The organism is Lysinibacter cavernae, from assembly GCF_011758565.1.
In the GTDB taxonomy this organism is placed as follows: Bacteria; Actinomycetota; Actinomycetes; order Actinomycetales; family Microbacteriaceae; genus Lysinibacter; species Lysinibacter cavernae.
Genome location: NZ_JAAMOX010000001.1, coordinates 2167245 through 2190122, shown reverse-complemented (window position 1 = coordinate 2190122; position 22878 = coordinate 2167245). Strand labels below are relative to the sequence as shown.

Below are 22878 nucleotides of genomic sequence, written 5' to 3'. Positions count from 1 at the left end.
TGATGCACGCAACGAAGCCGGTGCCCCGTTAGGGGGTACCGGCTTCGTTGCGTGTGGCATGGAGGTGCCTGGCTCAGCGCATCCTGTTGCAGAAGAACTAGCCGATGACGACGTTCTCTGGTTCTTCTCCCTTGAGCAGGTGGTCAATCTGGCGGCGAAGGAGCGCGGCCATGCGCGGCATCATGGCGCTGGATGCCCCACCAACGTGGGGGCTGATGAGCAGGTTTGGGCTCGACCACAGCGGATGCCCTTCTGGCAGCGGCTCAGGATCGGTCACGTCGAGCGCCGCCCGCAGCCGCCCCCTGCCAAGGTGCTCGACGAGCGCGTCGGTGTTGACAACGGGGCCTCGCGCGATGTTGACGAGCATTGCGCCCTCTGCCATTGAACTGAGGAAGGCATCGTCAACGAGGCCCTCGCTCTGCGGTGTAAGCGGCATCGCAAGGATGACGATGTCGGCCGTACCGATGAAATTGTGCAGCTCGGTCATCGCATGAACCGGACCGTGCTCGGTGTCGCGAGCGGTGCGAGCGAGGCGATCAATCGTAACCTCAAACGGGATGAGACGGTCTTCGATGGCCTTGCCAACGCCTCCGTAGCCGACGATGAGTACGCGGGAATCCGCGAGGCTCTTCAGCCGTTGCGGTGCCCATTTGCCAGCTGCTTGTGCGTGAACAAAGTCAGGAATTCCGCGCTGCAGCGCAAGGATAAGTGCAAGCGTGAGCTCGGCGGTTGAGGCCTCGTGCACCGAGCTGGCATTTGCAAAACGGTGCCCAGCGGATAGGACATCAGAGACCCCGTCGTAGCCGATCGACTGGCTCTGCACGAGCTGGGTGGTGATGCCGTCGAGGGCTTTGAGCTTCGGAGTTGCCCCCATGTAGGGAGGAACGACGATGTCGATATGGCTGGCAGGGGCGGGAGAATCGAGGTCCCACAGCACATACTCAACCCCCTCTGGGGCTGGGCTCACAAGGTTGAGCAGGGTCTTGCCGGGAACGCTTACGGTGAGTTTGGCCATACGTTCGAGTCTAGTTGTGGCCTGTGTTTCGTCAATGAGCGGGGGTGCGTGCGGCAGGACTGACAGGTACGAGGCGCATATGGCTGGGGTCGGGCATCCATTCGCCGCTGTTTGCGGAACGGCCGCCGGGATATCGCAATCAACGGCAATCGGATTGCGGTTGAGCGAGTGTGCAGCTGAGTTAGCTCGGTGTCTGGTCGTCCTGGCGCGTCCAAGCGATCGCGATGAGCTGGCGCAGCACGTCGAGATCAATGTCGTCGAGCTTGCGCACGTAGACGCATCCCATGCCCTCGGTATATTTGCCGAGCTTCGGGAGGAGCGCGGCACCCTCTGGCAAGTCTTTGAGTCCGTAGAGCGAGAGCTGCGCTTTGCGCGGGGAGAACCCCGTCTTTGGCCAATCACCGCGGCGTTTGGGGTCTGACGGAGAAACAAACTGGTAGCTGCCATACCCAATCATGGTTGGGCCCCAGAGAACCGGCTCCGTGCCGGTCACCTCTCGGAAGATTTCGGCGAGAACGAGCCCGTCCTCTCTGCGGCGGGCAGGGGTCGCGGCTTCGATGAATGCCTGAACATCCGCATCGGTTGGCTTCGTTTTTGCTTCGCTCATGCCTTCACTGTAGTCACTGGCGCGGAGGGATGCTTGGCTGGCTGGGCGCGCGTGGATCTGCCAGGGCATCCATTCGCCACTCGTTGCGAAAAATCGGCCGGAAAATCGCAACCGGCGGCGAATGTATTGCGGTTGGTGCGGGACGGGGGATGCCGTGTCCGGCGAACTACCTCTGTGGCTCGTACCGGGTCAGCTGAGTCGAGGCGCTCACGATTGCGCGCAGTGTCTCAACGTCGCCCGACACGATGCCGGCGCTACGGGCCTGCACAAGTACGTTGCCCATCGCGGTTCCTTCCACCGGCCCAGCGATGACGGGAAGTCCAGTCTGGTTTGCCGTGAGCTGGCAGAGCAGCGCGTTCTGCGAACCCCCGCCAACGATGTGGATGCTGCTCACACTGCTGCCAGAGAGCTCACACGCGTCGTTGATGTGTACGGCATAGGCGGCGGCGAGGCTTTCAACGATGCTGCGCACAAACTCGGCGGGCGTTGACGGGATCGGCTGGCCTGCCTCGTCGCAGCGGGCCGCGATTCGACGGGTCATCGGCCCTGCGGGAAGGAGCTCTGGATGGTCAACATCAAAAACGGCCGCGCCGCTGACGGTCTCTGCCTCGCGGAGGAGCGAAACGAGGTCCTGCGGTGTTCCCGCGCGTTCCCATTCTCCGAGACACTCGCTGAGCAGCCACATGCCCATTACGTTCTTGAGGTAGCGGACGGTGTTATCAACCCCGGCCTCATTGGTGAAGTTGGCCTTGCGGCTCGCTTCGGTGAGCACGGGCGCGTCAAGTTCGAGCCCTACGAGCGACCACGTTCCCGATGAGATATACGCAAAGTCGTGCGAGGTCGAGGGGATCGCGACAACGGCAGAGGCGGTGTCATGCGATCCAACGCTCACAACGGGGACGGAGGAAGCCGCACCAATTTCGTCGGTCACTGACGGCAGGAGCGAACCGATCGTTTCGCCGGGGGTGCTGAGCTGTGGCAGCATCCCGAACGGCAGGCCGAGCCGTTCAACGAGGGGCCGCGACCATTCGCGGGTGCGGATATCGAGCAGGCCAGTTGTTGAAGCGTTTGTGGTTTCGGCCCGTTGCACACCGGTGAGCCAGTAGTTAAAGAGGTCTGGGATTTGCAGGATCGAGTCGATGCCCTCAAGGTTGCCGGCTTCAAGGTCGGCCATAAGCTGGTACACCGTGTTGATGGGGAGGTGCTGCAGTCCGTTGATTGCGTACAGTTCCGCGTGCGGCATGAGCGCGTGGGCGGCGGCCACTCCGGCGGTCGTGCGCTCGTCGCGGTAGTGGTACGGGATGTCGCGCATCCGCCCGTTGCTGAGCCGGCCGTAGTCGACGCCCCAGGAATCCACTCCGATCGAAGCAACGCTGACATTTGCTGCCGCTGCCTCGCGAACCGCGGTGCGGAGCCCTTCAATTGCGCCGCGGTAGAGGTCGAGGATGCTCCAGTGCCTTGCGGGAGTTGTTCCCTCCCAGATGGTCACGGGGGCGTTGGCAAAGCGGCTGGTCTGTCGCAACTCAACTGAGTTGGCTGTTACCGTGCCGGCGATGACGCGCCCGCTTGTGGCACCAAGATCAACGGCGATCAACATGGCTTCGTTCGGCATTCAAAAGGCTTTCTGCTCAGGCGTCAACCTGCATCTATTTGCGAGTTTATGTTGCGGAATCCGTGAATTCTCGCAGAAAGTCGCAAATAGATGCAGGTTAGGGAGGGTTAGCGGAGGAAGGCCGCGGCGACGCCGGCATCCACAGGGATGTGAAGACCCGTCGTGTGGCTCAGGTCTGGACCAGTCAGCACGGCAACCGCGTTAGCGACGTTCTCCGGCAGCACCTCGCGCTTGAGGATGGTGCGCTGCGCGTAGAACTCGCCGAGGTTGTCCTCGTCGATTCCGTAGGTCTTGGCTCGGTTGGCGCCCCAGCCGGATGCGAAGATTCCTGAGCCGCGAACAACACCGTCAGGGTTGATGCCGTTGACCTTCACACCGTGCTCGCCGAGCTCAACCGCAAGCAGCCGCACCTGGTGAGCCTGGTCGGCCTTCGTTGCCGAGTACGCAATGTTGTTTGGCCCGGCAAACACCGAGTTCTTCGACGAGATGTAGATGACGTCCCCGCCAAGCTTCTGGTCGATGAGGATGCGCGCGGCCGCCTTCGAGACGAGGAACGAGCCCTTCGCCATGACGTTGTGCTGCAGGTCCCAGTCGGCCTCTGTTGTGTCAAGCAGTGGCTTCGAGAGCGACAGCCCGGCGTTGTTCACAACGATGTCGACGCCGCCAAAGGCGAGCACTGCCGCCTCAAGCCCCGCCGCGATCTGGGCCTCGTCGGTGACGTTGACCTGCACGCCAATTGCGACGTCGGTGTTGCCTAGCTCTGCCGCGGCGGCCTGCGCCTTTTCGAGGTCGAGGTCGGCGATGACAACGCAGGCACCCTCGGCCGCGAGGCGGGTCGCGATGGCCTTGCCGATGCCGGATGCCGCTCCCGTGACAAACGCGACGCGCGAAGCATGCGACTTTGGCTTTGGCAGGCGCTGCAGCTTGGCCTCTTCGAGGGCCCAGTACTCGATGCGGAACTTCTCTGCGTCGCTGATGGGGCTGTATGTCGAGAGGGACTCAGCGCCGCGCATCACGTTGATCGCGTTGATGTAGAACTCGCCCGCGACGCGTGCCGTCTGCTTGTTGCCGCCGAAGCTGAACATGCCAACGCCGGGGATCAAAACGATGGCTGGGTCGGCCCCACGGAGTGCCGGTGAGTCGGCCGTCGCGTGGGCGTCGTAGTACGCCTGGTAGTCGGCGCGGTACTCGGCGTGCAATTCGTGCAGGCGGTTGATGCTCTCTTCGACGGATGCCGAGGCCGGCAGGTCGAGGATGAGCGGCTTCACCTTCGTGCGAAGGAAGTGGTCTGGGCAGCTGGTGCCGAGCGCGCCGAGGCGAGGGTGCTCTGCCGAGGCGAGGAAGTCGAGCACAACATCCGCGTCGGTGAAGGAGCCAACGAGCGGCTTATCGGTTGAGGCGAGGCCTCGGATGGTGGGGGCAAGCGCCGCCGCCTTCGCGCGTCGTTCCGCCGCTGGCAGCGCGCCGTAGCCGTCGAGGGCCGGGCCGAAGGGGTCTGCCTTGCCGTTGGCTTCGATGTAGTCGGCCGCGGTGTTGATGATCCAGAGCGAGTTGGCTTCGGTCTCTTCGCTGGTGTCTCCCCAAGCGGTGATGCCATGGCCGCCGAGGATGCAGCCAACGGCTTGTGGGTTTGCCTCTTTAATGGCGGCGATGTCGAGTCCGAGCTGGAATCCTGGGCGGCGCCACGGGACCCATACAACCTTGTCGCCAAAGATCTTGGTGGTGAGTTCTTCGCCGTCGGCTGCGGTCGCGATGGCGATGCCGGAGTCTGGGTGCAGGTGGTCAACGTGGGCTGCGTTGACGAGGCCGTGCATTGCGGTGTCGATTGACGGGGCAGCGCCGCCTTTGCCGTGCAGGGTGTAGTCGAGGGCGGCGACCATTTCGTCTTCGTGGTCGATGCCTGGATAGACGTTGACGAGCGCGCGCATCCGGTCGAGTCGCAACACTGCGAGCCCTTGCTCGGTGAGCGTTCCGAGGTCTCCGCCCGAGCCCTTCACCCACATGAGCTCGACGTCTTCTCCCGTTACCGGGTCGGTTGCGGTGCCCTTTGCGGAGGTGTTTCCGCCGGCGTAGTTGGTGTTTTTGGGGTCAGCTCCGAGGCGGTTTGACCGCGCGATGAGGGCTGCTGCAGCTGGTGGGGTGGCGGCCGGGGACGTCATTGGGGCTCCAAATCTCAAATGTTGTTATTTGTTAGATGTTACAAATACTAACTTAACACCCCGGGGTTTGGCACTCCTGCTCTCAATTAGAGCAGTGCAACAAACTCGCGATAGGGGTCAAGCAGCGGGTCGGATGGCTCGAGCTCGGTGACGAGCATCGAAATATCGGCCAGCGCAAAGCCCATCGAAATGGACTGCTGGCCAAGCTTGGATGAGTCGACGAGGACGATGATCTCTTGCGCCTGATCGGCAAAGGCGCGCTTGACCTGGCTCTCGGTGAGGGACGCTTCCGAGGTGCCGTGTGTCGGATCAACCGCGCTCGACGACGTAAAAAAGTGGCTGTAGAGCATGGATGCTGCGGTCTGGCAGGCGATTGGGCCCACAAAACTGCCGGTGCGTGCATCCAGCTCCCCGCCAGTCAACACGGGCGAAACCGCCTTATTCTGGCTGAGGGAAACGAAGTTTTCGTAGGAATTTGTGGCAACGATGAGCGACGAATCCGGGGCAAAGCGCTCAACAAGCGCGCCAGCTGTCGAAGACGCATCGAGGGCAATTGCGCCGGAACTTGGCAGGAACGCTGAGACCTTGTCCGCGATGCGCTGCTTTGCGGCAGAACGGGTAATGCGTCGCTCGTGGAACGGCCTCGCGTCGAGTGCAGGGATGGCCCCGCCGCGCACGCGTCGGAGCATGCCCTCCGCATCCAGTTCATCGAGGTCTCGCCTGACGGTCATTGTCGAAACCCCAAGGGATTCCGCAGCGGCCTCAAGCCTGATGTCACCGTTGCTGCGCAGAATGTCGAGCAGTGCTGCTCGCCGTGTTTCCGCGTCAATGCTGCGCGTGGTTGCCATCAGATACCTTCCGTCGTTCACGTGTTATCTCACATAAAGTAACACTGCTTTGGGCGTACGTTCCCCGTTTGGGCGTATGTTCGCTGATACGCCCAAACGGGAAACATACGCCCAAACCGGTCTACGCGCCCCAGCTGGCCTGGGTGCCACCAACGCGCTCTGCGTTGATCTTCTCCTGGTAGCCGGACTCCGCATAGGCTGCGACCGGGTCTGCCGGAAGTCCGCGTGACTCGCGCCAAGCGGCGAGGTCTGGGCGCACATCCGTGTAGAAGGCGTCCGTGAAGATGGCATTGGCTCCGAGCACATCGCCGGCTTCCTGCGCGGCGGTGAGTGCCGTGCGGTCAACAAGCAGTGCCCGTGCCGTCATCTCCTGCACATTGATGACGCTGCGGATTTGGCCGGGAATCTTTTCTTCGATGTTGTGGCACTGGTCAAGCACAAACGAGACTGGGCTCGCTGGGTCGAGCGCCCCGCCCCTGATGACCTCATACATGATGCGGAACAACTGGTACGGGTCGGCTGCCCCGACGATAAGGTCGTCGTCCGCGTAAAAGCGCGAGTTGAAGTCAAAAGCGCCGAGCTTGCCAAGGCGCAGCAGCTGCGCAACGATGAACTCGATGTTAGTGCCTGGCGCGTGGTGGCCGGTGTCGAGCACAACCATTGCCTTCTCGCCGAGCGCGAGGGTGTGCGCGAAGCTCGTGCCCCAGTCGGGAACATCCGTGTGATAAAAAGCTGGCTCGAAGAACTTGTACTCGAGCAGCAGGCGCTGGTTGTCGCCGAGGCGCTCGTAAATCGCGGCGAGCGATTCGGCGAGGCGGTCCTGGCGTGAGCGGATATCCGCCTGGCCTGGGTAGTTGGTGCCATCGGCGAGCCAGATCTTGAGATCTTCAACGCCCGTCGCATCCATCACGTCTATGCACTGCAGGTGGTGGTCGATCGCCATCTGGCGGATCTTGGGGTCGGAATGGGTCAGGCTGCCGAGCTTATAGGCGTCGTCCTGGAACGTATTTGAGTTAACCGTTCCGAGCTTGATGCCTTCGTCCTCCGCATGCTTGCGCAGGTCCTCAAAGCTGTCGACCATGTCCCACGGGATGTGCAGCGCGACGGTTGGCGCAAGCCTGGTGAGGCGGTTCACGACCGCGGCATCCGAGACCTTCTCGAAGGGATTGCGGGGAGTGCCGGGAGTGCCAAAGACCTTGAATCGTGTGCCGGAGTTGCCGTACGCCCACGAGGGTACTTCGATAGCCTGGTGCTCAAGCTGAGCCAGGATGTCGTCGTTGATGGTCATGATCGTTCCAATCGTCTTGTGATGTTGTCGTTGTTGGTGTCGTCCACTGTCTCGTGCGAGCAGAGCGGGAAATCTATGGGGTGGATGCTGCAGCGAGCTGGTCTTCGAGGTTGAAGACTTCGGTGAGCTGAAGGAATCCGGTGTCGGGTGCTCCGTCGAGGTCAACGAAAAACTCGGCCATCTCTGCTTGCCACTTTGCGTTGATTTCGGTTGCGGCCATGCCCCGCTGGGCTGCGTCGAGGTCTGGCGTTTCGAAGTAGCCAATCAGGAGGCCGTCGTCGCGGAGGAAGAGTGAGTAATTGTGCCAGCCCGTGCTCGCGAGGGCCTTAAGCATCTCTGGCCAGACGGCTGCGTGACGCTCGCGGTATTCGGCCATCCGCTCTGGTTTCACCGCGAGCTGGAAGCACACTCGGTGATGTGGTGTTGAATGGGTGCTCAACTTTGAGTCCTCTCGGCCTGATGCGGTTCGGGCCATGCCTAAATGAATCGTTTCAATCAATTTATTGAGAGTAGCGCGTTCTGTATTTATCGTCAATATGATTTGCGCACTTTTTGCAAGGATGCGCGCGCTTCTCCGCTGGGAGGGTGAATCCGCCAGGGTTTCATGGATGCGGTGCTGCTGCTCGCTTCGGCCATTGGGGGTGTGGCGCTGCTCGCCTGGGCTGTTGGGGTGTGGTGCTGCTCGCCTGGGCTATTGGGGTGTGGCGCTGCTGCCCGCTTTGGCCATTGACTGTGGGGCTGCCGCCCGCTTGGGCCGTTCGGGATGTGGTGCTGCTGCCCGCTTGGGTTTGCGGGGATGCGGTACTGCTATCCGCCGGGTCTCCTCCGCCTGAGCGCCCATCCTCCTTATCCAGCTCACTCGCCCCGAGGCGAACTGAAACGACCTGACCCAAATGTTTCTATTTCGCGGCAAATAGACACATTTGGGTCAGGTCGATTGGGCGTGAACGTGCGGGCGAGGTGGATGAGCGGGGTTGATGCGCCGGGCGGAAAATTCGTTGCGTATCGGGGGACGCTGTTATATGCTCAACCCTAAAGTTTGCTATGAATCGTTTCAATTTTGATTGCTCGAGACCGTAGCAGGCGCTTTTCTATCGGAACAGCACCAGTAAGCCTCAATGGAGAGACGACTAAATACATGGCTCGCACGACGACATCTCATTTGCCCGCCCGCCACGATTCAAGCGCAACACCGGCTGCAGCGCCGGCAGTAACACCGGCAGTAACACAGGCAGCAACACCGGCCCCGGCGCCGACCAGCTCAACACGCGGCGCAACGCAACGCAACCTAACCACGCGCATCGCATCTACGAGATTCGCAACCACGCGCACCGCATCCACGAAATCGGCATCCACGAAATCCGCATCCACGCGCACCGCGCCCACGCATACCGCATCCACGCGCACCGCGCCGACAAAAAGCCTACTGACCAAAACCACCGTTGCCCTCACTCTCGCTGGCCTCCTGTTCAGCGGGATCACGCTCGGCAGCACGGTCAGCGCCACATCTGCAGCGGCCGCCCCTGCAGCGGTGGCTGGCACCCTCGAGACAACAAATCTCCGCACGAACGGCCTCACGAATCCGCTTGGTATTACAGGAGACGCCCCAATCCTGAGTTGGCAGAACGCTTCGAGCGGTCGCGGAATCCAGCAGTCGGCGTACGAGATCAGGGTCGGTTCTTCCGAGGCCACGGTTGGCGCTGCCGATGTGTGGTCCTCAGGCAAGGTCGAATCTGCCGAACAGCTCAACGTCGCCTATGGTGGGCCGGCGCTCACCTCGCAGACGCGCTATGTCTGGCAGGTTCGCACCTGGGATAACACGGGGACGGGCTCGGACTGGAGCGCCCCAGCGAGTTTCGAGACGGCCATCCTGAACGGCAACGAATGGACGGCCGACTGGATCTCAGGTCCTGATCCCGCTGTGCAGCTTGCGGCCTGGACCGACTACACGGTTTCGGTTGATTTCACGCTGGATAACCTCGTCCTCGGTCTCTTTGCCAGGGCGAGTGATCTCAACAACGCGTACATGTGGCAGCTGAGCGTCGCCGATGGCACGCCCCGGTTCCGTCCACACGTGCGCACCAACGGCGGTTATTCGCTGCTGGAAAGTAAGGACATCTCGTCGTTCATCTCGCTCGACGAGCTCAAGACGGGAACGCATAATTTCTCGGTGACCTTCGACGGTTCCACCATCATCTCTACGCTTGACGGTGAAGAAATCGACCGCCGCACCAACACGCAACATGCAAGGGGCTACGTTGGATTCCGCCAGTCGACGGCGACGGAGGGCTCTGAGAATTCGACCGTCCACAAGATCACGGTCACGAACTCAAACGACACCGTGCTGCTGAACACCGACTTCAGTGACGGCAAGAATCCCTTCACCGGCGGAACCATTGCCGACGGTGCGCTCAAGCTGGTGTCTCCCGTCGAAGCGATCTACCGAGCGGATGCCGCCGAGCCGATCATGCGCAAGGACTTCTCCGTCGAGAAGACGGTCACAAGCGCCCGCGTGTACGCTTCGGCACGAGGAGTCTACGAGCTCAGTATCAACGGTGAAAAGGTCGGCGACGAGCTGCTCGCGCCGGGTTGGACCGACTACAGCAAACGCATTAAGTTTCAGACATACGATGTGACGGACCTGCTTGCCGCCGGTGACAACACCATTGGGGCGATGCTCGCAGACGGTTGGTACACCGGCCATATCGCGAGCTTTGGCACAAATATCTACGGGAACAGTACTTCGGTAATCGCGCAGATGCGTATCGATTACTCCGACGGCACCCACGACTGGGTTGGTACAGACTCGAGCTGGAAATCCAACGCCGGCCCGCTTATTGAATCGGACATGATCATGGGCGAGCGCTACGACGCCCGCATGAGTCGCACCGGTTGGGACTCGCCCGGCTACGACGACTCGTCGTGGACGGCGGCGGGGACGGCCCCAACATCCGCAACTGCCCTGCTTGAGCCGCAGACGGATCAGCCGGTCAGGGTGACCGAGCTGCGCACCCCCATCACGCGCACCGAATCCGCGCCTGGCACCTGGATCTATGACATGGCCCAGAACATGGTCGGCGTGGCAGAGCTGAACCTCACTGGCGTGGCCGGAGAAACGGCAACCATCCGCTACGGAGAGATGCTCAACCCTGACGGCACGCTCTACACGGCGAACCTTCGCAGCGCGAAGGCAACGGATTACTACACGTTTGCGACGACCGGCGCTGAGACCTATACGCCGAAGTTCACCTTCCACGGGTTCCGCTACCTCGAAATCACTGGTGTGGCAACGCCGCCAACGGTTGACCAGGTCACCGGCCATGTGTGGGGAAGCGACCTGCCAGTTACCGGCAAGCTTGAGACCTCAAGTGGGATGCTCAACCAGCTCCAAAGCAACATCACGTGGGGTCAGCGAGGCAACTTCCTCTCGATCCCGACCGACACTCCAGCTCGCGACGAGCGCCTCGGCTGGACGGGTGACATCAACGTGTTTGCGCCAACCGCGAGCTACAACCAGGACACCCTGACGTTCCTCGGTAAATGGCTCGGCGACCTGCGTGATAGCCAGTCCGCAAACGGCGATCTGCCCGGCGTATCGCCAACCCCAGGATGCTGCGGTGGCGGAACCGGCTGGTCCGATGCCGGCATCACGGTGCCCTTCACCCTGTGGCAGACGTACGGCGACACGGGCGTGGTTCTCGAAAACTACGACATGATGAAGAAGTTCATGGAATATGTCGAGAACAGTGCGGGGCCGAGCCTCATCCGCGAGTCTGGACCATACGGCGACTGGCTCAACCTCGATGACAACACAAGCCCTGCCCTGCTGGGAACGGCGTACTACGCCTACATCTCGAACCTGTTCAGCCAGATGGCGGATGCCGTTGGCAACACCGCAGACGCCGAGCACTACGCCGATCTTTCGAACCGGGTGCGTGACGCGTTTGTGGAGCGCTTTATCCTGGCCGACGGCACGGTGCAGGGCAACAGCCAGGCCGGCTACGCAATGGCGATTGGCATGGACCTTGTGCCAGCCGAACGCCTCGAAGCGGTTGGCAATAAGTATGTGGCGAAGCTCGCGTCAAAGGACTTCCACCTGTCGACCGGCTTCCTCGGAACATCCTGGCTCCTGCCAGCCCTCACGAAGAGTGGGCACCAGGACATCGCGTACCGACTGCTTAACAACGACACGTACCCGTCGTGGGGATACGAGGTTGTTTCCGGTGCCACCACCATGTGGGAGCGCTGGGATTCGCTCAAACCGGACGGCTCCTTTGGTGACGTTGGCATGAACTCGTTCAACCACTACGCCTACGGCGCGGTTGGCGACTGGATGTACCAAAATATCGGTGGCATTACCGTCACTGGTGCAGGGTACAAGACCTTCGACATTGCGCCGTCGATTGGCGGCGGACTGACGCACGGAACCGGCGAGTTTGCGTCGGTGTACGGCAACATCCGCTCGTCGTGGGCGCAAACCGATGGCGGCATGACGCTTGAGGCTGAGGTGCCCGTTGGCACAACGGCGACCGTGCGCATCCCAGCGCTCAACAGTTGGTCGGTGCTTGAGGATGGCAAGCCACTTTCGGAGGTAGCCGGTGTGACGGTCGTCTCTGAGGGCTCCGGCACGGTTGTGCTTGAGGTCGGCTCTGGTTCGTACGCGTTCTCGAGCGATCCAGCGAACAGTGGCCTTGTGGTTGACCTGCTGACCACCGACGATGTGCTCCCCGGCACAACGGTTAACGGCACCGTGCGGGTAACCAACACCGGTGCAACGCCGGTGACCGGACTCACCGCGGCCCTTTCGGTGAGCGGAGGCTTGGCTGCAGAGCCCGCCCTTGTCTCGCAGGCCACGCTTGCGGCCGGTGCCAGTGCCGACCTTGCATTCGCCGTGATGATTCCAGTGGCCACCCCAGCCGGCCCGCTGAGCGTGACGGCGGATGTCTCCGCCATCGTTGGGGGAGACGCCCGCTCGTTCTCCGTTGTCACGACCGTGACCAACATTCAGCCAGCCATCACCTTTGATGCCGTTTCGGCGCTTGCTTCAGCGGGCGATCCCGCCGAGGTTGTGACGGTGACGTCCACTGTTTCCAACGTCGCGGCATCCAGCATCACTGGCCACTTTGTGGTTGACGTGCCGGCCGGTTGGCCGACCCCGGCTGTGTCCCGAACGGTGACGGTCAAACCGGGGGCCACGGCCACTGCGGATGTTGTTGCTGCCGTGCCGCTGACGGTCACCGAGACCGAGTATCCGCTGACCGTTCGGTTTGTGCACGACGCGGCAACACTCGGAACCGGTTCGACCTCAATTGCGATCGCGCTTCCGGTGCCGCCCTCGGAGTTCACCGATCACGTCGACTTTGGCGAGAGCGGCTCCGAAACGGCTCACGCGGTGAAGTCGTCTGGCAACGGAGGGACAACGGTCGAGGCCGGACTCACCCGTCGCTATTCCGGTATCGCGACGATTGGTTCGTGGTTCTCGGCAGACCTGAGTGTGACGCCAAACGAGCCGTTCATCCTGAGGGGCATCGAAACCTACGACCAGGCGCAGCTGAAGTCATACGACGTGTACGTGAACGACGTGCTCGTTGACAGCAGGCTGTACCAGCGCTCGCAGGGCGGGGCCGGGCTGGTGAACTTCCAGATGCTCATTCCAGACGACGGAACGCTGACCGCGTCCGGCAAGGTAACGGTCAAGGTTCGCTTCAACGGCGTTGGCACGCACGACCCGTCGCTTGCTGATCTCTGGACGATGCCGGTTCCCGCCGACACCATCGCGCCATCCGTCTACCTCGACGCCAGCATTCCCGGCGCTGAGGGCTGGTTCCTTGGCGGGTCTGAGGTCACGCTCACGGCGACGGATGCTCGAAGCGATGTTGCCTCGATTGAGTACAGCACCGACGGCTCAACCTGGTTTGATTACGACGCACCCATTGCGCTCACTGAGGGGAGCACCGACTTCTCGTTCCGCGCGACGGATACCGCCGGCAACGTGAGCGCCGCCCAATCGGAGACCCTGCAAATGGACGCAACTGCGCCAACCGCCTGGGCCTGGCTTGGCAAGGATGGCCGACTCACGAGCGTTGCGAGCGACAACCTGTCAGGCGTCGCAACGGTCGAGTATTCGGTCGACGGCGAGACCTGGTTGCCCTCCCTGACCGCGCTGACCCTCGCGCATCCCGATCTCGCGAGCGTCAAGCTCCGGGCCACGGATGTTGCCGGCAACGTGAGCGACGTGCTCACAGAAGAGCCACGTGAGGGTGCGCCGCGCCTGACCGTTGCGGCCGGAGACAAGCTCACCCTGGCTTCGAGCGGCTTTGCCGTCGGAGCGAAGGTGCGGGTTGAGCTGCACTCAGACCCGGTTGTGCTTGGCCGAAGCGTTGCGGATGCCGCTGGCGTCATTACGCTGAGCGCGACCGTTCCTGCCTCGGTTGGGCCCGGCGAGCACACGCTCGTGTTTGCGGTCGAAGCGGTTGGTCCGGTTGACCCAGGCACGCCGACAACACCTGGTGGTAACGGCGGAACCGTCGTGATCCCGGTTGATGTGGCTGGCGGAAACGGACTGACGAACACCGGTTCATCCGCTGACCTCCTCGCCTGGTTTGCCGCCGCGCTCCTGCTTCTTGGGGCAGGCATCACTGGGCAGCAGCTGATCCGTCGCCGACGCGAGTCAGCCAGCTAGCCCGTCAGCTTCTCAGCAGGGGCGCCACTGGTGCTGGTGGCGCCCCCTTCTCACCTCACTCAATCGTTCGTTCGCGCATAGCAGCAGACACAGCGTGTCCTTCGTGCGCACCCAACCAACAGAAAAGGACCTACCTCGTGGAGAATCGTCCCTACCGCAGAATGCTGCGGCCGTTCCTTGCGGGAGTGCTCACAGCTGGCCTCGTCGCCGGGAGTCTCTCGCTTGGCGCCGCAACCGCCATGGCCGACCCGGCCTCCGGTATCACGCTTGGCACGCTCGAAGTTGAAAACCGCAACGAGCCGCTTGGCATTGACGTGGCAAAGCCTGCCTTCTCGTGGGTGACGTCTTCGACGGCGAGAGACGTGACCCAGACGTCGTACCGACTCCGTGTCGCGACAACAACAGAGCGACTCGGCAGCGACCCTGTCTGGGACAGTGGCGTTGTGGCCTCGGATGAGTCGTTCGCCGTTGAGTACGGTGGGCCGGCGCTCGACCCGGCCACAACCTACGTGTGGCGAGTGGATGCTGAGACCACGGCAGGGAGCTCCAGCGCAGAGTCGACGTTCTCAACTGGCCTCTTTGATGAGGATGACTGGGCAGGCAGCGAATGGATCGGAAACGCGCGCGGCAGCGACGCCGGGCTTTCTGACCTGACGTTTGCGGGGGCATCCTGGATCTGGACCCCAGAATCGGGCGGCAACCCTCCGGGGGAAGACCGCGCGTTCCGCAAGACCCTCACGAGCCCTTCCGGTAAGAAGGCGCGTTCGGCAGAGGTCATCATCACCGCAGACGACTCCTTTAAACTCTGGGTCAACGGCAAGCTCATTGGCCAGACCGAGGGCGCCACAAACGAGTGGCAGTCGTCCAAATTCTTCAAGGTAGACCTCGCCGACGCCTCGAACGTCTTCGCGGTGCGCACCACCAATGGGCCGGGTTCGCCCGCAGGGCTCTTGTCGGTCATCCGGGTGACGTATGACGACGCCTCAACCGAAATCGTGAAGACGGATGGCGGGTGGAAGGGCGCAAAAACCATCCCAACAGGCTTTGAAACCGTTGGCTTCGACGACAGCGCATGGCCGGCAACCGCGGTTCAGGCGCTGTACGGCCAGGGAGCCTGGGGCAACGGCGTTCGCCTGCCAACAGTGCCGCCGGCCCCGGCACCGCTGCTGCGTACCGAATTTTCGGCAGAGAAAGATGTGCGCTCGGCAAAGGTCTACGTTGCTGCTGGTGGGTATGCCAACGTGAGCCTCAACGGAGCCCCAATCAACGACGAGATTCTCTCTCCAGGGTTCACTGACTATGACGATCACGCCCAATACACCGTGACCGACCTCACCGATCAGGTGCGCCAGGGCTCAAACGCCATCGGCATCGAGCTCGGCCGAGGGTTCTACGGCATGAAAAACGGCAATGTGTGGAACTGGGACAGCGCGCCCTTCCATGACGAGCCGGTTGCTCGCGCGGTGCTTCGCCTTGAATACACCGACGGAACGGTTTCGGATGTGGTCACTGACAACACCTGGACCATCCACGACGGCCCAACCCAGGTTGATGACCTGTACGGTGGCGAAACCTACGACGCCAGCAAAGCAATTCCTGGCTTCAATACGGTTGGCTTTGACGACTCAGCCTGGAAGCAGGCAAGCAGCGTCGCCGGGCCAAAGGGCGAGCTCATGAACCAGAGCCAGCAGCCCATCCGCGTCACCGAGGAACTTCCTGCCTCCGAGATCACGTCGCCGGTCGCAGGAACCTACGTGGTGAAGTTTCCCCGCATGATCGCGGGAACGGTTGAGTTCACCGCCACCGGCGCTGAGGGCGACACTATCCGCGCGAGCTACGGCGAAAAACTGCGCGCCAACGGCCGAGTCAACATGGACAATAACGGCGGATTCCAGAGTGGATTCCAGACCGACCGTTTCATCCTCGCCGGAACTGGCCAGCCAGAAACCTGGGCCGGAACGTTCTCGTATAAGGGCTTCCAATACATCGAGGTCACCGGATGGCCGGGAGGGCAGGCCCCGCCGCTGAGCGCCTTCACCGCGCGCGTCATTCACACGGACGCCGAAGAGACCGGCTCGTTCGACAGCTCTGACGCCACTATGAACAGCACGCACCGCGCCGTTGTCGACACGCTCAAGAACAACATCCACGGAATCGTGACCGACACCCCAATGTTCGAGAAAAACGGCTGGACCGGCGACGGCTCGGTTGGAGCCGAGATGTTCTTCATGAACCTCGATGTGCAGAACCTGTTCACCAAGTGGATGGGTGATATCGGTGACAGCCTCGACGAAAACGGCGCCCCGCTTGTGATCGCGCCAAGCTCAGACCAGTGGGGTCAGTGGGGCAAGAACCCGTCGTGGCACTCCGCCTACGTGCTTATCCCGTACTGGCTGTATCAGTATGGTGGCGATAAGCGTCCGCTCGCGCAGTATTACGACGGCATGAAGACGTATGTTGACCTCGAGTTTGATCGTTCGCCCGGTGGCATCGCCGATGCACGTCTTGGCGACTGGGTCGCCCCGGAGGCGAGCCCAGCCGGCGGAAACCCGCCAGAGGACACCAAGGTCAGCGCTACCGCCTACCTGTACACGATGCTCGTTTCGATGGAGAAGAGCGCCCGCCTGCTTGGCAACACGGCAGACGCCGACGACTTCGCAGCGAAGGCCGTCGTGGTGAAGGATGCGTTCAACGAACGCTTCTATGACGCTGGCAAGGGCATCTACCGCGGCTCGGGTGATAACGGTTACCGCCAGACGCATAACGTTTTGGCGCTCGCCTTTGGGCTCGCACCGTCAGACGAGGTTGCGGCAACGGTTGCGGCAAACCTTGCCGGGGATGTGAAATCGCGCGGTAATAAGCTCAACACCGGAATCCTCGGAACCAAGCACCTGCTGCCAGTGCTGACCAAGTACGGCTACTCGGATGTTGCCTACGCGGTTGCGACACAGACCGCGTACCCCAGCTGGGGCTACATGATCGAAAACGGCGCAACGAGCATGTGGGAGCACTGGTCAACGGATGCTCGCTCGCTCGGCCACTACTTCCTCGGCACCGTCGACGACTGGTTCTACCACGACGTTGCCGGCATCAGGACGTCGGAGACAACCGGTTACCGCGACATCACCATTGCGCCCGCAGTCACCAAGGAACTCGACTGGGCGAAGGCAGAAACGGTCACCCCGTTTGGGCCCGTTTCGGTTGATTGGAAGAACACGGCGACCGGACTGAGCCTCGCAGCCCACGTGCCGGTTGGCTCGGTCGCAACCGTGAAGCTGCCAGCGGCAAACACCTGGGCCGTCACGGAAGGCGGGCTTGCCCTTGCCGATGTTGAGGGCGTCCGATACGTTGCTGTTGAAGCTGGCAACGTGCTCGTCACGGTTGGCTCCGGAGACTACTCGTTTGCGGTCAACACCAAGACGGGCGCGGTTGGCGATATCCTCGACCGCCTCGCCGACCTCCAGACGACGGTTGACCTGGCACACACCAACGGCGACCTTAGCGATTCCGATCACGCGGCGCTCACGGCCTCCATTACGTCTGGCATCAACACGGCAACCGACGGCCTCCTCCAGGTCGCCGACGGCAAGTCGGTTGAGGGTGCCGCGACGCTCACAGGGGTGCTCACGCTGCTTGGCGGGATCGACGCGCAGCTGGCCGCGCTTGGCGCAGACCCGGCCGTCACCGAACCGCTCGTCGCGGCGGCGCTTGCCGTTCGCACGTCTGCGGATGCCACCATTAGCGACCTGCTGCAGCTCACGGCATCCGCCGCGCCGTCTGCGGCTGCCTATAAGCCGGGCGAAACCGGTGCCATCGCGGCGACGGTCTCAAACGGCGGTGAAACGACGGTAAACGCCGTGACCGCATCGATCGAAGGCCTTGATGAGTCTTGGACGCTCGACCCCGCCGGCGATGTGCCGGTCGCCGAGACGCTCACGGGGGCGTCTGACGCCTCAGCAACGCTTGGGTTCACCGTCCCGCAGGGGAGCGTTCCCGGTGCCGTCGCGCCGATCGTTCGGGTGAAATACACCTTCAAGGATGTGGTGGTTGGGCTCCCAGCCGCGACCGAATTGACGGTCGACTCACCTCTCCAGATCACGTCGGCAACCGTTGCCCCCGAGACGGTTGAACCTGGTGCCACAGCGACCCTCACCGTTTCGGTGCAGAACTCGGGCAACGAGCCCGCGCGCGGACACATCGAGACGGCGGTTCCGGCAGGTTGGATCACGCCGCTCGCGGGGGCTGACCAGCTGGTCGCCGCGGGTGCAACGACCGAGTTCACGGTTCCCGTGTTTGTGCCGCTTGGCACCGAGTCATCACCGGCCACGCATTCGCTCACGGCATCGTTTGTGCGCGACGGAGTGACCTTTGCGTCGGCGCCGGCAACCGTCAAGGTTGCGGTTGTTCCGATTACCGCGCCGGCCACCGGCTACGACCACGTCGATCTTGGCAACGCGGCCGACGAGCAGGCGCACGGCCTGACGGCATCCGCCTCGTCTGGAACCAACACCGAGGCCGGACTCACGAGGCGCTACGCCGGTCACCTGACCGACTTCTCGTTCTTCGAGTTCAACGCGGCTGTTGTGCCAAACGAGCCCTTCGTCATCCGATCGATCGAAACCTACGACCGGGCACAGACCAAGAAGTACAAGATCTACGTCAACGGCGTTGAGGTGCACGAGCGGCTCTTCACCCACACGGGTGGGCTCGGCACCGAGACCTTCGAGTTTGTGGTTGGCGCCGAATACGCCACGGCAAGTCCGGTGCGCATCAAATTCGAAAACCTCGACGATCACGGCTTCTACGATCCCTCGATCGCGGATGTCTGGACCGCCCCCGTTGCTACCGACTCGGTTGCTCCACAGGTTGAGGTCACGGCGACCCCTGCCGGACCAAACGGCACCGGCTGGTACACCAAAGCGCCAGTCACGCTTGAGGTTGCGGCGAAGGATGATCGCCCCGGCGACCTGACTGTTCGTGCAGGTCTTGCCGGTGCGCTCGACCCCTACACGGCACCCATCTCGGTGACCGCAGAGGGCGAAAGCGTGCTGAGTTACAACGCCACCGATGTTGCCGGCAACACGAGTGAGACCAAGACGCACTCGGTCAAGCTCGACACGGTTGCGCCCGTGACCACGGCATCCGTCGCCTCGGTTCGTGACCCGGAAATGCCAGTTGTTGGCGCGCCCATCGAACACGGTGCTGTGCTGACGTTTGCCGCAACCGACGCGACCTCTGGTGTCGCCTCAACCGAATACCGTGTGAACGACGGTGATTGGACGGCGGGAACGTCTGTGGAGATTCGCCGGGCTGGTGACTTCGATGTTGCGTTCCGCTCGACGGATACCGCCGGCAACGTTGGCGCCGTTGAGCGCGTGACGGGAACGGTTGTCATCCCAGACGAAACCGCCCCAGTGGTCACTGCGTCCGTATCCAAGGCTGGCCTTGCAGGCTGGTACGTGGATGGCGCCGAGCTCACGCTTGAAGCATCCGATACCGAAAGCGATATCGAGTCGATCGAGTACACGCTCAACGGAGGCGAATGGCGAACCTACTCCGCGCCGGTCGCGCTCTCAGAGGGGAGTAACACGATCACGTATCGGGCAACCGATGCGGCCCAGAACGTGAGCGCTCCCGGCTCGCTCACGGCCAACGTTGACGCGACCGCACCAAGCGCATGGGGCTGGCTCTCGAACGACGGGCGCGTTACCGCCCTTGGCAATGATGGCTTGACCGGCTCGGGGATCTCCCACAACCAGTACTCGCTGGATGGGGATGTCTGGGTCGACAGCCTGAGCGCGCTGATCGGTTCGGCGGCGACACCCTCAACCGTGCACGTGCGCGCGGTTGACGTCGCCGGCAACGTCGGCGAGACGGTTGTGCTTGCGCGGTCAGGCCAGCCGGGTCCTGTGCAGGTCGTCCCAGGAGCTCAGACGCTTGTCGAGGCAAGTGGGTTCGCGGCCGGAGCCAAGGTGACAATTGAGCTGCATTCGACGCCTGTCACGTTGGCAACGGTGACGGCGGATGCTCGCGGCGTCGTCTCGGCGGTTGTCACGATCCCCGCAGACCTCGAAGCAGGCGATCATTCGCTCGTCTTTGTGGTTGCGGCCGACCCGGGAACGCCGGGCACGCCAGGAACGCCTGGAACGCCTGGTGGCGGAACCGTCACCATCCCGGCCCAGGTGCTCTCTGACACCGGCGCTCAGACAGCGCCGCTCCTGCTTGCGGCGTTTGGGCTGCTAGCCGCAGGGCTGGTGTTTGCCTCGCGTCGTACGTGGGGAGTCAAGCGCAACCGCGCAGAGTAATCGGTTCCTGAGGGGCAACGGCGCTGAGGGCGCCATCCCCTGAGGGCCGGCGAGGCGGCAGATCTTCGGACTGCCGCCTCGCTGTGTGTTCCGCACCGCGGTCAGCGGTGCGATGAGGTGGACGAGGCCTAGCGTGCGACCTCAGACCAGGGGCCGACGTGGACCCCATCTGGGGAGACATAGCGTGACATGACCGCAAAACTTGGCGCGGAGGTGTTGGCCGAACCCGTCGTTCTGAGGCTGACCTCATCCACTCCCGTCGAGTATTTGATGAGGTGAGAGAACTTCCCGTTCGGGCTCGCGAGTTCAACAGAAGCCCCCGGCTCAGCGGCAACCGTGAGCCGGATCGAGGGGGCAGCTCCGCTGACCTGAACCGACGGCGAAACGAGGTCGACGTTCACCGGTGGGCTGACCTCCGACAGCACCATCGTTTTGGTGTCGTACTGCACGGCCACAATTGTGTTTGTGCCGATCACGGCTCCTCTCGTTGTCATAACTTGCCACGTTCCCTGCGCCGAGACAGCGCTTTCGTTGGTAACGCCATTCAGCATGACGTACACGATGGTGCCTGGCTGCCCGGTGCCCGAAACCGTTGGCGAGAACTTTTGGTTGCCCGTCTGCGCTTCCGTAATGCGAGGGGCAACCGTCGCTGTTCGGTCGAGAACAAATTCGGTTGCACGGGCATCCGAGCGTTTCTGCTCGGATTCTTGGTACGCCCACGCCGAGTAGTTGCCGTTCGGGATATCCACGAGAGGGATGTCCCACCCGCCAGCGCTGTTCGCTGTTGTTGAAAAGACGCGGTGGGATGTCGCCCCACCCGCGAGAACAACCGTCACCGTTGCGGAGGGGATTGCCTCGCCAGAAAGAGAGGGAGCGCTCGCGCTGAGCGTACTGCCCGGCTCGAACGCGTACTTGGGAGCCTGCATCGATGCTGCGGCCTCCGAGTCAGTCGGCCCCTGCGGTTGAACCCTGGTGGCAGGGGTGATCCACTGCAACTCCTCGTCGCTGTACGCCGGCTCGTTTGCTGGCAGGTCACCGGGGGCAGAGCTGACCGGCCCAGCCGTCGGATGCGCGGGGAGCGGAGTGCTCGAACCGGGCTCTGGCGCAGACTGAGGAACAGGCGGCGGCAGCAACATCGGTGCGATAGCGATGGAGGCGACGGTTGCAGCCGCGGTAAGCCCAACGGCGCCCGAGATAAGAACCGCCTTGGTGCTGGCGAAGAGCGAGAGCACCCCGTTGCTGTGCGCGCTCGCCGCTGCCGCACCTGCGCCTGCCGAACCGCCCGCCGTACCGGCGAATCCAGAGGCCAGCGAGGCGCTGGTCGTGAGGCCAAGGAGGACGGGGACGACCGCGGTGTGTAGACGAGAAGCTACATCCCGCGCCTCGTCCCAGACCTTGCGGCAGCTTGCGCACCGGTTGAGGTGGTCATTCACTCGCGCCTGTTGGGCTTCTGGAAGCGTGTCCCTCGACATCGAGGGGAGGGCCAGGATGGTTCGAGCGCACTCTGGCTCATTGGCATGACTTTTCAGGTGGGCCTCGATCCAGGCCTGACGGAGTCCCTCACGCGCCCGACTCGCGAGCGCCGAAACGGAGTTCGGCGAGAGGCCGAGCTGCCGCGCAACCTCTCGCGGCTTGAGCCCGTTGACCTCGGTCAGCCACAGGATTTCTTGCCAGCGCGGAGCGAGAGACTGGAAAGCCCCGATGAGCAGCATCCGGTTATCGAGCTCATTCCGATTGTCTATCGAAGCGACCCTGTCGAGGAGCTCCCCGACATCATCGACGGTTGATTCTTGAATCGCGCGAGCCCAGCGGGTCGCTACGTTGCGAACAACCGTGCTGAGATATGGCCGAAACGGCCCCGTTGGGCCCTGTCCTTTTCCGATGGCTTCAAGGATGTTTGCGTATGCCTCGGCAAGCAAATCTTCTGGATCAAACGAATGCGTCGCTCGACGTGCGATGCCGAGGCCAACGTTGGCGTGTCGTCGCCACAGCTCCGCGTAGGCAGCATTCTGACCTGCACGTGTTGCAGCAACAAGTTCAGCGTCGGTGGCGCGAGCGTACTGCTCAGCGGCCGAGTGCCCCTCGTGTTCCGTGTGAATGGACAAAGTCCGGTGTTCTCCTTCAGTCAAGAATGAGGTCCTTCATCGTGAGAGAGACCCCGGAACGAGTTTCGTGACGCCGCCGGAGATGATTGGCAACTGTCACGAGTTGAAGAGCCAGCGGTTCCCCAACAGCTGGCTGTGTTGGATAAGTCTAAGTCGAAGGCACGGTGGTCAGGCTGGATTGTGACTGGGAGACACCTGGCAAAATAATAGGCCATAAATATCTTCTGCAAGAATAGTTCATGGGGGTTGCGTCGCCG

The 22878-nt window shown here is 62.5% G+C and carries 10 protein-coding genes; 2 read left to right on the top strand and 8 right to left on the bottom strand.

The genetic code is table 11. The features are described 5' to 3' along the window. Positions 1 to 97: 97 nt before the first annotated feature. From FHX76_RS09440 to FHX76_RS09410, 7 genes are all read right to left on the bottom strand, one after another. Positions 98 to 1015, bottom strand: coding sequence for a 2-hydroxyacid dehydrogenase (locus tag FHX76_RS09440; protein ID WP_167150120.1), 918 nt, complete (start codon positions 1013 to 1015; stop codon positions 98 to 100). Between the two features lie 181 nt (positions 1016 to 1196). Continuing rightward, positions 1197 to 1622, bottom strand: coding sequence for a DUF1801 domain-containing protein (locus FHX76_RS09435; protein WP_167150118.1), 426 nt, complete (start codon positions 1620 to 1622; stop codon positions 1197 to 1199). 166 nt (positions 1623 to 1788) lie between these two features. Then, entirely contained in the window at positions 1789 to 3234 is a 1446-nt protein-coding gene (locus FHX76_RS09430; RefSeq protein WP_167150116.1) for a rhamnulokinase, read from the bottom strand. Positions 3235 to 3341: 107 nt separating this feature from the next. After that, positions 3342 to 5393, bottom strand: a complete 2052-nt coding sequence (locus FHX76_RS09425; RefSeq protein WP_167150114.1) for a bifunctional aldolase/short-chain dehydrogenase — start codon at positions 5391 to 5393, stop codon at positions 3342 to 3344. 86 nt (positions 5394 to 5479) lie between these two features. Beyond that, positions 5480 to 6241: a DeoR/GlpR family DNA-binding transcription regulator gene (locus tag FHX76_RS09420; RefSeq protein WP_167150112.1), complete on the bottom strand. Its 762-nt coding sequence runs from the start codon at positions 6239 to 6241 to the stop codon at positions 5480 to 5482. Positions 6242 to 6362: 121 nt separating this feature from the next. After that, the gene (gene rhaI / locus FHX76_RS09415) at positions 6363 to 7529 is read right to left on the bottom strand and encodes an L-rhamnose isomerase (protein ID WP_208402490.1); all 1167 of its coding nucleotides are present in this window, start codon (positions 7527 to 7529) and stop codon (positions 6363 to 6365) included. Between the two features lie 73 nt (positions 7530 to 7602). Beyond that, positions 7603 to 7968, bottom strand: coding sequence for an L-rhamnose mutarotase (locus FHX76_RS09410; RefSeq protein WP_279587607.1), 366 nt, complete (start codon positions 7966 to 7968; stop codon positions 7603 to 7605). Positions 7969 to 8667: 699 nt separating this feature from the next. Between FHX76_RS09410 and FHX76_RS09405 the strand changes: the two genes are divergently transcribed. Together FHX76_RS09405 and FHX76_RS09400 are read left to right on the top strand one after the other, a co-directional pair. After that, positions 8668 to 14211 carry a family 78 glycoside hydrolase catalytic domain gene (locus FHX76_RS09405; RefSeq protein ID WP_208402489.1) on the top strand — a complete coding sequence of 1848 codons (5544 nt, stop codon included), beginning with the start codon at positions 8668 to 8670 and terminating at the stop codon, positions 14209 to 14211. 137 nt (positions 14212 to 14348) lie between these two features. Further along, positions 14349 to 20516 (top strand): family 78 glycoside hydrolase catalytic domain, encoded by a 6168-nt coding sequence (locus FHX76_RS09400; protein WP_167150108.1) that lies wholly within the window; start codon positions 14349 to 14351, stop codon positions 20514 to 20516. A gap of 128 nt (positions 20517 to 20644) precedes the next feature. Here FHX76_RS09400 and FHX76_RS09395 read toward each other — a convergent pair whose 3' ends face one another. Then, positions 20645 to 22621 carry an RNA polymerase sigma factor gene (locus tag FHX76_RS09395; RefSeq protein WP_167150106.1) on the bottom strand — a complete coding sequence of 659 codons (1977 nt, stop codon included), beginning with the start codon at positions 22619 to 22621 and terminating at the stop codon, positions 20645 to 20647. Between the last annotated feature and the right edge of the window lie 257 nt (positions 22622 to 22878).

Excerpts from the sequence above, each read along its gene's own strand:
- FHX76_RS09440 (WP_167150120.1), bottom strand. The coding sequence starts at position 1,015 with ATGGCCAAACTCACCGTAAGCGTTCCCGGCAAGACCCTGCTCAACCTT.
- FHX76_RS09435 (WP_167150118.1), bottom strand. The coding sequence starts at position 1,622 with ATGAGCGAAGCAAAAACGAAGCCAACCGATGCGGATGTTCAGGCATTC.
- FHX76_RS09430 (WP_167150116.1), bottom strand. The coding sequence starts at position 3,234 with ATGCCGAACGAAGCCATGTTGATCGCCGTTGATCTTGGTGCCACAAGC.
- FHX76_RS09425 (WP_167150114.1), bottom strand. The coding sequence starts at position 5,393 with ATGACGTCCCCGGCCGCCACCCCACCAGCTGCAGCAGCCCTCATCGCG.
- FHX76_RS09420 (WP_167150112.1), bottom strand. The coding sequence starts at position 6,241 with ATGGCAACCACGCGCAGCATTGACGCGGAAACACGGCGAGCAGCACTG.
- rhaI (WP_208402490.1), bottom strand. The coding sequence starts at position 7,529 with ATGACCATCAACGACGACATCCTGGCTCAGCTTGAGCACCAGGCTATC.
- FHX76_RS09405 (WP_208402489.1), top strand. The coding sequence starts at position 8,668 with ATGGCTCGCACGACGACATCTCATTTGCCCGCCCGCCACGATTCAAGC.